13 protein-coding genes are annotated in these 10343 nt (G+C 63.3%); 6 read left to right on the top strand and 7 right to left on the bottom strand.

What is annotated here, in order from left to right:
- The 3 genes from HP546_RS19510 to HP546_RS19500 form a co-directional block, all read right to left on the bottom strand.
- Positions 1-441: SDR family NAD(P)-dependent oxidoreductase (locus HP546_RS19510; RefSeq protein WP_172228488.1), on the bottom strand; the 441-nt coding region annotated here is incomplete at its 3' end.
- A gap of 114 nt (positions 442-555) precedes the next feature.
- A complete protein-coding gene (locus HP546_RS19505; RefSeq protein ID WP_172228486.1) occupies positions 556-1461 on the bottom strand; it encodes an alpha/beta fold hydrolase in 906 nt (301 codons plus the stop codon).
- Between the two features lie 205 nt (positions 1462-1666).
- Positions 1667-2122 carry a flavodoxin gene (locus HP546_RS19500; RefSeq protein WP_172228484.1) on the bottom strand — a complete coding sequence of 152 codons (456 nt, stop codon included), beginning with the start codon at positions 2120-2122 and terminating at the stop codon, positions 1667-1669.
- Positions 2123-2247: 125 nt separating this feature from the next.
- Here HP546_RS19500 and HP546_RS19495 point away from each other — a divergent pair, with 125 nt between their 5' ends.
- Positions 2248-2676 carry a PAS domain S-box protein gene (locus HP546_RS19495; RefSeq protein ID WP_172228482.1) on the top strand — a complete coding sequence of 143 codons (429 nt, stop codon included), beginning with the start codon at positions 2248-2250 and terminating at the stop codon, positions 2674-2676.
- A 59-nt stretch (positions 2677-2735) separates the two neighbouring features.
- The gene (locus HP546_RS19490; RefSeq protein WP_172228480.1) at positions 2736-3353 is read left to right on the top strand and encodes a hypothetical protein; all 618 of its coding nucleotides are present in this window, start codon (positions 2736-2738) and stop codon (positions 3351-3353) included.
- On the opposite strand, the gene HP546_RS19485 is transcribed toward HP546_RS19490, so the two are convergent.
- A complete protein-coding gene (locus HP546_RS19485) occupies positions 3338-4273 on the bottom strand; it encodes a MerR family transcriptional regulator (protein WP_172228478.1) in 936 nt (311 codons plus the stop codon). The two genes, HP546_RS19490 and HP546_RS19485, sit on opposite strands and share 16 nt — an antisense overlap.
- 131 nt (positions 4274-4404) lie before the next feature.
- Between HP546_RS19485 and folM the strand changes: the two genes are divergently transcribed.
- From folM to HP546_RS19470, 3 genes are read left to right on the top strand one after another with little or no spacing between them, the layout of a single operon-like run.
- Positions 4405-5142, top strand: a complete 738-nt coding sequence (folM, locus tag HP546_RS19480) for a dihydromonapterin reductase (protein WP_172228476.1) — start codon at positions 4405-4407, stop codon at positions 5140-5142.
- 10 nt (positions 5143-5152) lie between these two features.
- Positions 5153-5449 (top strand): DUF1244 domain-containing protein, encoded by a 297-nt coding sequence (locus HP546_RS19475; RefSeq protein WP_172228474.1) that lies wholly within the window; start codon positions 5153-5155, stop codon positions 5447-5449.
- Positions 5442-5783, top strand: coding sequence for a HopJ type III effector protein (locus HP546_RS19470; RefSeq protein WP_172228472.1), 342 nt, complete (start codon positions 5442-5444; stop codon positions 5781-5783). The genes HP546_RS19475 and HP546_RS19470 overlap by 8 nt, the downstream gene beginning before the upstream one ends.
- 171 nt (positions 5784-5954) lie before the next feature.
- Here HP546_RS19470 and HP546_RS19465 read toward each other — a convergent pair whose 3' ends face one another.
- From HP546_RS19465 to HP546_RS19455, 3 genes are all read right to left on the bottom strand, one after another.
- On the bottom strand, positions 5955-6863 hold the full coding sequence (locus HP546_RS19465) for an alpha/beta fold hydrolase (protein ID WP_172228470.1): 909 nt from the start codon (positions 6861-6863) through the stop codon (positions 5955-5957).
- 131 nt (positions 6864-6994) lie between these two features.
- The gene (gene fabV, locus HP546_RS19460) at positions 6995-8206 is read right to left on the bottom strand and encodes an enoyl-ACP reductase FabV (RefSeq protein WP_172228468.1); all 1212 of its coding nucleotides are present in this window, start codon (positions 8204-8206) and stop codon (positions 6995-6997) included.
- A 255-nt stretch (positions 8207-8461) separates the two neighbouring features.
- Positions 8462-9310 carry a LysR substrate-binding domain-containing protein gene (locus tag HP546_RS19455; RefSeq protein ID WP_172228466.1) on the bottom strand — a complete coding sequence of 283 codons (849 nt, stop codon included), beginning with the start codon at positions 9308-9310 and terminating at the stop codon, positions 8462-8464.
- A gap of 135 nt (positions 9311-9445) precedes the next feature.
- On the opposite strand from HP546_RS19455, the gene HP546_RS19450 reads away from it, so the two are divergent.
- Positions 9446-10343 (top strand): agmatine deiminase family protein (locus HP546_RS19450; RefSeq protein WP_172228464.1); only part of this gene is annotated, 898 nt, incomplete at its 3' end.

Here is a 10343-nt window from a genome sequence, read left to right as displayed (position 1 = left end):
GATCACTCGTCCCCAGTTCTGCTCGCGCAGGTGTGGCCAGGCAGCGCGGGTGACCTTGAAGGCGCCTTCGACATGCACCTGGTAGACCTGCTCCCAGTCACTGTCGTCCATCTTGTGGAACGTCCTGTCCCGCAGGATGCCGGCATTGTTCACCAGCACATCGACACGGCCGAAGCTGTCCAGGGCCTGCTCGACAATGCGTGCGCCGTGGCTGACCGAGTCATGGTTGGCGATGGCGCTGCCACCGGCGGCGCGGATCTGCTCCACCACCCGGTCAGCGGCAGAAGCGCTGGCACCTTCCCCGTGGGTGGAGCCACCGAGGTCGTTGACCACAACCCTGGCGCCGCGCGCGGCGAACAACAGCGCATGGGCACGGCCCAGGCCGCCACCGGCCCCGGTGACGATCACCACGCGATCTTGCAGATGGACAGGCTCGCTCATGCGCACGGCTCCAGGCTGGTTCAGGTCAGCCGAGTGTCCGCCGCCAGCGACAGGGGGGCAATCAAGCTCACCCAGGCTGAATGCCCGGCAATAACCCAGGGCGATGAGGCCGGGTCAGGACCAGGCCACCTTCTGCTGGAAGCAGCCAGGCGCCTGTTCCCGAAAGGCCAGGTAGTGGCGCAGCACCTGTACTGGCGCTTCGGTGTGCGGGTAATGGCCGATGCCCTGCAACTGCACGGTGTCCGGCTGCGGCACCAGTTGCTGGTAACGCTCGAGCATGTGCGCGCCGGACAGCGGGTCGACCACGCCATTGATCAAGCGCAGTGGCACGCTCGTGCGCTGCATCGCCCCGACCCAGCGTTCGCGGTACACACTGCGCTCGGACATGTACCCCACCAGCTTGTGCAGGATGCGCGTGCCCCGGTTGGCGACGATCAGGCTCCAGAAATCATCCAGCGCACTTTCACTGGGGTGAGTGCACGGGCCGTAGATCTGGGTCACGTTGCGCACCAGGTCGTCACGCCCGAACGAGCGCCCTACCAGCCAGCCAAACCGGCTGAGCAGCAGCTTCTGAATCAGCAGCGTGCGGCAACTTTCGGGGAACAACCCGCTATTGAGAAACACGCAACTGGCTACGTCGGCGCGCTGTTCATGGTGGCGCGCCAGCAGCTCCTGAGCCACGCTGCCGCCGTAGTCGTGGGCCAGCAGATGCACAGGCTGGTCGACCTGCAGGTGACCGAGCAGGGCCTGCTGCAAGTCTGCCTGCTCGATCAGGCTGTAGGTATGATCGACCGGTTTGGCCGAATCGCCAAAGCCGAGCATGTCACAGGCGATAACCCGGAAGCGTTGGGTCAAGGGCCCCCACAGGTAGTGCCAGTCCCAGCTGGCGGTGGGGAAGCCGTGTAGAAGCAGCAGGGGCTCTCCTTGCCCCGCGGTCCAGTAGCGGATGCTCTGGCCCCGGAAGATGAAACTCTGTCCCCGGGTACGCCAGACGCACAATGGAATCTCGGCCATGGGCATCAGAGCGGTCCCGGTGAAGTGGTGTTGACGGAATAGGGCAAGGCTGCGGTCATTGCATGTCACCTCGGCACTTACATGTGCTCTCTATGTCGAGGCTGAGTCTAGCCAGCAGCCCGCGGGCTGGAACTTGCGTTGCCAGCCAGCTTGATGACTTGGCGAGTCAGTGGCACGAACGGTCACCGCAGCATGCGCGTGAAGCTTCGAATCAGGCCTGCAACGCTTGAGCAAGCTCAGCCAGCCAAGGCTCGGCATCGGTCTCCGGGGTGACCGTCTCGCTGGCATCCAGGCGCAGCATGGGTTGCACTTCGTTCACGCCCAACTCGGCAAACAGCTCGCGCATCTGCTCACCGCCACCGCAATAGGTATCGCCATAGCTGGAATCGCCCAGCGCGATCACCGCGCCCGGCAAACCACGCCAGGCCGCAGGCAGGGTGTCACGAATGCTGCTGTACAACGGCATGAGGTTGTCCGGCAGTTCACCCATGCCGGTGGTCGAGGTCACGGCCAGCAAGGCTTGCGGGGCAAACCCCTCAAGGTCCTGCAGGGTGGCACGCGCAGCATGCCAGGCCTCCAGGCCCGCAGCCTTGAGCAGCGATTCGGCATGGCGGGCGACTTCTTCGGCGGTGCCATAGACCGATCCGGAAATAATGGCGACTTTCATCGGGTAGAGGATTCCGAAACTGAGTGAAAACGTAGGATACTAGCATCCAGCAATGGCAAAAGGCCGCCTCTACCAAAGTCGCCATCTCCGCCCTTCTTCGCACCCTCATTGCTCAGGGCCAGAACATGATCAACGCGCAGTTGCTGCAATCCATGGTCAATGCGTCCAATGACGGTATCGTGGTCGCCGAACAGGAAGGCGACGACACCATCCTCATCTACGTGAACGCCGCGTTTGAACGCCTGACCGGCTACAGCCGTGACGAGATCCTCTATCAGGATTGCCGTTTCCTGCAGGCCGACGACCGCGATCAGCTTGGCCGTGCGCGTATCCGCAAGGCCCTGGCCGAAGGCCGCCCCTGCCGCGAGGTGCTGCGCAATTATCGCAAGGACGGCAGCGCCTTCTGGAATGAGCTGTCGATCACCCCGGTGCGCAATGACGCCGACCAGCGAACCTACTTCATCGGCATTCAGAAAGACGTCAGCCGGCAGATCGAGCTGGAACGGGAACTGGCGGAGCTGCGCGCTCGTCTACAATCCGACGAGCGTGTCTGAACCAAACGCCCCATTCACGGTCAACCCAGTTGAAGAAATCGCCACCACCGAGTTCGATCATGCAAGCAGACCCGCTCCTGACCCAGGACGAGCTGGACTTCATTCAGAACATGCAGCATTCGCCGCAGTTGAACCTGGCCGACTCCATGTCGAGCCTGCTGGTCAATGGCGACCGCAAAATCCAGAGCTTGCTCACCCGCCTGGTGGCCAACGAGCAGGTGACCTTGCAGGCCCAGTTCAACAACCAGCAGATCAGTTTCCCACTGCAACTGGTGGAGGACGAGTTCCACGCGCTGCACCTGCAACTGGGCTCACCGGAAATCTACGAAGACGGCCCCATGATGCGCCCTTGGCGCCTGTCGATGGACCAGCCGAGCGCGCTGCTCGATGCCCATGACCAGGCAAGCGGCCTGTGGGTGCGTGATATTTCGTTCAAAGGTGTGCTGCTGGAAGTGCGTGACCTGTCAACGGCACCCGCCCGTTTCGAACTGCGCTTCGCCCCGGGCGACATCCCTCCTATCGAACTGCACGGCACTTTGGGCCGACGTATTGGCCCGGACCTGGCGGCCTACGACCTCAGCCAAGGCCCAGCCGAAGAAATCGAGCGCCTGCGCGACTATATTCTCCAGGCCCATCGCCGGGCACACCCCGAACTGCACAATCAGGTATCGAGCTGACCGGCCAGGAACTGCCGCAAACGCTGACGCATCACGCTACTTTGCGCACCCAGGCAGGCGACCGGGCTGCCCGCCAAGCTGTCCTGTGCCGCTTCCGCCGCTTCACCGGCCAGTAACAACGGGCACTCCAGCACCGCCGCCAGGCGCGTCAGGCGCCGGGTGATTTCGCTTGTGGGTGACTGATGGGAAAACAGCACCAAGGCGTCCGGTTTCAGGCGTTCGCATACCAGCGCCAGCTCCTGCAGCGGCTGCCCGCTCGCGAGCGGCGCCACACCAATTTCTTCGCAGCCCAGGGTCAGGCTGGTCACCAGCAATTCCAGTTCGTGGCATTGACCCGGCAAAGGTGCCAGCAGCACCGTGCGGCTGCGCGGCACATGGGCAAGCTGCAGGCGGGCAAACACCCGGCAACGCAGGAACTGGTCGAGGAACAGCCACTCGCTGGCCTGCCCGTAGCCGCGCTGGTCGACCACCAGGTCTTGCCATACCGGCATGAACACCTCGGCAAACACCTGATCCAGCGTACTCGCGGCGAACACCTCATCGAACAGGCGGTGCAGGCGCGCCTGATCGAAACGTTGCACCGCCTGGCGAGCCTGGTGCTGCCAGTGCAGCCAAGTGTCTGTCGCACGGCCTACCTGCCCGGCCAGGGCATGGCCGCGGGCGAGGATACTGCCCACTTTGCTCACCGCCACACCGCGCTCCAGCCAGCCAAGAATACGGCGGATGTCGTCGATATCGGCTTGGGAGTACAGACGGTGACCACTGTCGGTACGGGTTGGTTGAATCAGGCCATAGCGGCGCTCCCACGCGCGCAGGGTCACAGCGTTGACGCCTGTCAGGCGAGAAACTTCACGGATCGGAAACAGCTCCTGCTGCTCCATGGCCATCTCGATCAGCGGATCACGTCCCTGTTCGTTCATCTGCTCGGGCACCCTGGGTGGGTAAGTTGAACAACTAGTCTACTACGACAGCAACGGCCACAGGACACAGCCATCAGCCTGCTGAACCGAGCCGCCGAGGGCAGGCCACCCATGCGCCAAACAGTTCGGGTATGCTGGGCAGCAACCAACGGACAGACAAGTTGACCAGCCCGAACATGAACAGCCCCATTCTCGTAACCGGAGCCAGCCAGCGCGTCGGGCTGGCCCTGGCCCTTGAACTGGCACAGGCCGGCCATACGGTGGTCAGTGCCAGCCGCAGCACCCAGCCAGCAGCAGCGCATCCGAACATCGTGCAGTTCCAGGCCGACCTGTGCCAGGCGGCCGACCGCCTGGCGCTGATCGACCACCTGCACAACCATTACGACGGCCTGCGCGCCATCATCCACAACGCCTCGCTGTGGCTCGATGACGGCCTGGACAACCTCGAGACCATGTTCCGCCTGCACGTCGAAGCGCCCTACCACCTCAACCTGGCCCTGGGCGAGCTGCTGACCAAGGTGGACAAGGCCGATATCATCCATATCTGCGACGAGACTTCTTCGCGCGGCAGCAAAAGCCACATTGGCTACGCCGCGACCAAGGCCGCGCTGCAGAACATGGTGCTGTCGTTCGCCGAAAAATATGCGCCCAAGGTGCATGTGAACGGTATCCTCCCCGGGCTGCTGATCCTCAAGGAAGGGGGTGACGAAGCCTACCGCCAGCAGACCCTGAACAAGGCCCTGCTGCAGTTCGAACCCGGTGCCGGCCCGCTGATCGAGACGGTCAAGTACCTGCTCGCCAGCCAGTACAGCACCGGCAGCCAGGTGGTCATCAACGGTGGCCGCCACCTGAAGAACCGCATGACCTGAGAGAAACCCCATGACCCCACAACAACAGCTCGAACTCGAGGCCGCCGCGTTCCGGCGCCTGGTCGAACACCTGCAGAAACGCACCGACGTGCAGAACATCGACCTGATGAACCTGTCCGGTTTCTGCCGTAACTGCCTGTCCAAGTGGTACAAGGCCGCGGCTGACGAGCGTCAGCTCGACCTGAGCCTGGATGACGCCCGCGAAGCGGTGTACGGCATGCCTTACGCCGAGTGGAAAGCCCAACACCAGAAAGAAGCCAGCGCCGAGCAACACGCGGCGTTTGAAAAAGGAAAACCTCGTGACTGATCTGAACTCCCTGCGCGCCAGCCTGGCCGGCGGCCAACACCTGTTTGCCGACACCCTGGCATTCATTGCCGAGCACTACAGTTACCAGCCGCAGGCCTTCAACAATGGCGGCGTGGAGAACGCTGCAGGGCAAAACGAAGGGTCGTGCAAGACCCTGGGCCTGGCCGTGCTGGAAGGCCTGAGCGACCAGGAAGCGCTGTTGGCCTTTGGCGAGCATTACCGTGATGTGCTGGCCACGCCTGAGGGTAGCGACCATGGAAATATCCGTGCGCTGATCACGCATGGGCTGGCGGGCGTCAAGTTTGCAGCGCAGCCGCTGTCGCGCAAGGCTTGAGATTGCCGGGGCTGCTTTGCAGCCCATCGCCGGCAAGCCAGCTCCCACAGGAATCGCGCCAGCCAGTCTATGTTGGGCAACACAGAGCTCCAATGGGCATCTCACTGACCTCAGGCTGAGGCAAGCCCTGTGGAAGCTGGCTTGCCGGCGATGAGGCCAGAGCCAGCAGCATCAGCTCATGATCCTTCCTGGCACCCCACCTTCCAACCCTCCAGCCTGCAACCACTGCAACGCCACCGGCCACAAACTTTCGCGAAACCGGTCATGGAAAAACGCGAAATGGCCGATGTCCTTCACCGAGATATCCACAGGGGCGATGCGCAGGTGCCGGCGTTCGGCATGCTGCAGATAGCCCAGCAACCGCTCGGTCGCCGCCACCGTGCCGAACGGGTCATCAGTCAAGCTGATAGCCAGCGTCGCCGCCCGCACCTGGGCGAACGGTAGCGCAGCCAGGCCACGCCCGCTGGGGCGTTGCTCATAGCGCGGGGTACGGGTGGTCCAGTCCTGCACCACGCCGGATGGCGTATCCTCCAGCCAACCCAGGCGTTTGCCGGGAAAATAGCCGAACACCCGGGTCAGCAGCGGCATCACCACATGCCACTTGCCCAACAGCTGCCAGCGCTGGCCCGCTGCGTAATCGCGCCAGTAGGCGAACTGCGCCCCCACCATCACCACCCGCCGTATCTGCCCCGCCGACGGCGCCAGGCCCACCGCACAACCACCGAAACTGTGCCCAACCACGTCCACCGGCTGGCCGGGGAAATGGGCGGCTGCATGCGCCAGCATGGCTTCGAAATCCAGCTGGCCCCAGTCGCTCCAGGTCGCCTGAAAGCCACGCAACGAAGCTGGGCGGGATTCACCGATGCCACGGTAATCGTAGGTCAGCACATCGCAGCCCTGGGCGAACAGGTAGTCGGCAAAACGGGAGTAATAGCGGCAGCGTACCGAAGTGGCAGCGTTGATGATCACCAGCGGGCGCTGGGGGTCAGGTTTGGCGTGGCGCCAGCGGAACCCGCCGAGGTTATAGCCGTCGGCTGTGGCCTGGCGAAACGGGGTGGCGGGTTGGGTGTGGCTACTCATGGCGCATTCCCTGTTGTTGTGCGCCAAAACTAGCAAAAATCATACAGCCTGTACCGGCCATTTCGCGGCGGTTCGACGCCTCGATGAACCCGCTCCCACATGGGATTGTTGGCCGGTACAGGCTGAAAGGATTACAGCTCGATGCAGTCGAACTTCACATCGGTGGCCACGTCTTCGTCGTAGTTGACGTCAGCGCGCTCGAAGCCGAACAGGTTGAGGAACTGCTTCTTGTAGCCGGCATAGTCGGTCAGCTGGAACAGGTTCTCGGTTGTCACCTGCGGCCACAGGGCCTTGCAGTCGTTCTGTACGTCGTCGCGCAGCTCCCAGTCGTCCAGACGCAGGCGGCCCTTTTCGTCGACTTCGGCCGGCGCACCATCGGCGCGATACAGACGGTCGCGATACATGCGGTCCAGTTGGTCCTGGGTGCCTTCGTGAACACCTTTCTCCTGCATGATCTTGAACACCATCGACAGGTACAGCGGCATCACCGGAATGGCCGAGCTGGCCTGGGTGACCACAGACTTCAGTACGGCCACGTTGGCACCGCCTTTCACTTCGCCGGCCAGCTTCTGGTTCAGGCGCAGGGCGGTGTCGTCCAGGTCCTGCTTGGCCTGGCCCAGCGCACCGTGCCAGTAGATCGGCCAGGTGATGTCACTGCCGATGTAGCTGAAGGCCACGGTACGGGCACCTTCGGCCAGCACGTCGGCGCCGGCCAGGGCGTCGATCCACAGCTGCCAGTCCTGGCCGCCCATGACGGTAACGGTGTCGGCAATTTCCTGTTCGGTGGCCGGCTCGATGCTGGCCTCGATGATGGTGTCCTTGTTGGTGTCGATGGCGGTCGACTTGTACGGCTGGCCGATCGGCTTGAGCGCGGAGCGGATCACTTCACCGCTCTGCGGCAGCTTGCGCACTGGCGAGGCCAGCGAGTAGATGACCAGGTCGACCTTGCCGCCCATTTCGTTCTTGATCAGCTCGATGACCTTGGCACGGGCTTCGTCGGAGAACGCGTCACCGTTGATCGATTTGCTGTACAGGCCTTCGGCCTTGGCAAACTTGTCGAAGGCGGCGGAGTTGTACCAGCCAGCGGTGCCGGCCTTGGTCTCGGTGCCTGGCTTTTCGAAGAACACGCCCAGGGTGTCGGCCTTGAAGCCGAAGGCTGCGGTGATGCGGGCTGCCAGGCCGTAGCCGCTGGAAGCACCGATGACCAGGACCTTCTTCGGGCCATCCTCGCGCACGCCCAGCTTGCGGGTGGCTTCGATCTGGTCACGGACGTTGAGCTCGCAGCCCTTCGGGTGAGTCGTGGTGCAGATGAAACCGCGAACCTTAGGATGAATGATGGCCAATGTCTGTACCTCGTCAGGTTTATGCAGGGAAGCGCCACCTTGGGCGATTCCGATTGATCAGAGGGTGAGACTACCCCCGCAGGTTATCCGACACATATTACGGGGTGATCCGAGGGATGCAAAACAGTGGTTTACCTGCACCGGCCCCATCGCCGGCAAGCCAGCTCCCACAAAGACGGCGCAGACCTTCAGCACCGCTGGGTACTTGTGGGAGCTGGCTTGCCGGCGATGGGGCCCGTGCAGGCAAACTCACGCTTAGGCCAAAGCCCCCCTCAACCAATCCAGAAACTGCCTGGCCAACAGGTCATCCTGACTATCCCGGTGCACCAGGCAGGCCCACGCCGGCCCGCGCACCCGCTGCACCGACAACGCCTGCAACCGCCCCTCCTCCACCGCCCGCCGCGCCAGCAGCTGGCTGACCAGAGCCACCCCCAACCCTTCGCTGGCGGCATCCAGCAACAGCCCGGGGTCGGAGAAATTCAGCCCCTTGCCCTGCTGCCCCACATCCTCCCCGCCTTCCAGCTGCCAGTGGCTCCAGTCCATTTCCCGCTCGCCGTGCAAGGTGGTGCGCGCGCTTGCCGCCAGCAGCGAAGGGTGACAGGCCGGGTACAGCAGGTCCTGGTGCAACACGCTGAAGCTGCATTCGGCCTGGGCGCTGAGGTCGTCGCGGATGGCCAGGTCGATGGTCTCGGTGGCCATGTCCGGCACCTCGAAACTGGTGAACAGCCACAGGTCGACCTGCGGGCAACGCTGGTGAAAGTCGGCCAGGCGCGGCAGCAGCCAGTGCCTGGCAAACGCCGGGCTGGTATTGACGACCAGCTGGTTGGGCTTGCGGTACTGGTCCAGCCGGCGAATGCCCACGGCCAGGTGCTGCAACAACGACTGCGTGGTGCTGAGCAGGTCGTGCCCGGCATCGGTCAGGCTCACGCTACGCCCGCTGCGATGGAACAACGGCTGCTCAAGGTAGGTTTCCAGGCTGCGGATCTGCTGACTGATGGCCGACTGGGTCAGGTTCAGCGCCTCGGCAGCCTTGTGAAAACTGCCCAGCCGCGCTGCGGCCTCGAAACCGCGCAGGGCATTCAGGGGTGGCCAGTGTTTAAGCATTATTGATAAGCCCTGCTGATCAGATATGCGCTAAATCTATCGTTTGTCGCCAAGCAATCCTAGCCATAGCATGGACATCAACACCCGCGACGGCGGGCTTCGTTGATGAAAATCCTTAATAGATTGGAGTTCACTATGCACCTGTCCCCCGACAGCGGCTGGCGCATGCCCGCCGAATGGACCCGCCACGCTGCAACCTGGATGGTCTGGCCGCACAACCGAGGGCTGTGGGAAGCCGGTTGGCGGGTGACCCTGGCCGACGTCCAGCGTGACTATGCACGGGTCGCAGCCGCCATCGCCCGCTTCGAACCGGTAAAAATGGTGGTCGACCCATCGGCCCTGGAAAGCGCGCGTGCCCTGTGCAGCGCCAATATCGAACTGATCGAACTGGCCGTGGACGACAGCTGGTGCCGTGACAGCGGCCCAAGCTTCATCTGGCACCCGCAGCATGGCCTGGCCGGGCTGAGCTGGCGTTTCAATGCCTGGGGCGGCAAGTCGCAACATGGCCATGACCGCAGCCTGGGTCGGCGCATCCTTGACCAGCTGGGTCTGGACGGCTTCAGCACGCCGCTGTGCAACGAGGGCGGTGCAATTCATGTTGATGGCGAAGGCACGCTGATCACCACCGAGTCGGTGCTGCTCAACCCCAACCGCAACCCAGGCGTGAGCAAGGCTGAGTTCGAGGCCTGCTTCGCCCGGTACCTGGGTATCAGCAAGACCATCTGGCTGCCGGGTGACCCGCAATACGTCACCGGCGACATGACCGACGGCCATGTCGACGGCGTCTGCGCATTCGCCCGCCCAGGCGTGTTGCTGGTCGACGCTACCCATGACGCGCATTCGGTGTACGCCGAAGTGGTGCGCGAAAACCGCCGCGCCCTTGAGCTCGCCACCGATGCCCGGGGCCGCCATTTCGAACTGCTCGACCTGTACGAGGCCAGCGATGCTGTCGATCCGGGCGCCGAGGTGTTCTGTGCCTCCTACACCAACTTCTACATCGCCAATGGCGCGATCATCATGCCCGCCTACGGTA

Source organism: Pseudomonas sp. CM25 (assembly GCF_013179705.1).
Taxonomy (GTDB): domain Bacteria; phylum Pseudomonadota; class Gammaproteobacteria; order Pseudomonadales; family Pseudomonadaceae; genus Aquipseudomonas.
This window is presented reverse-complemented; position numbering and strand designations above follow the sequence as displayed.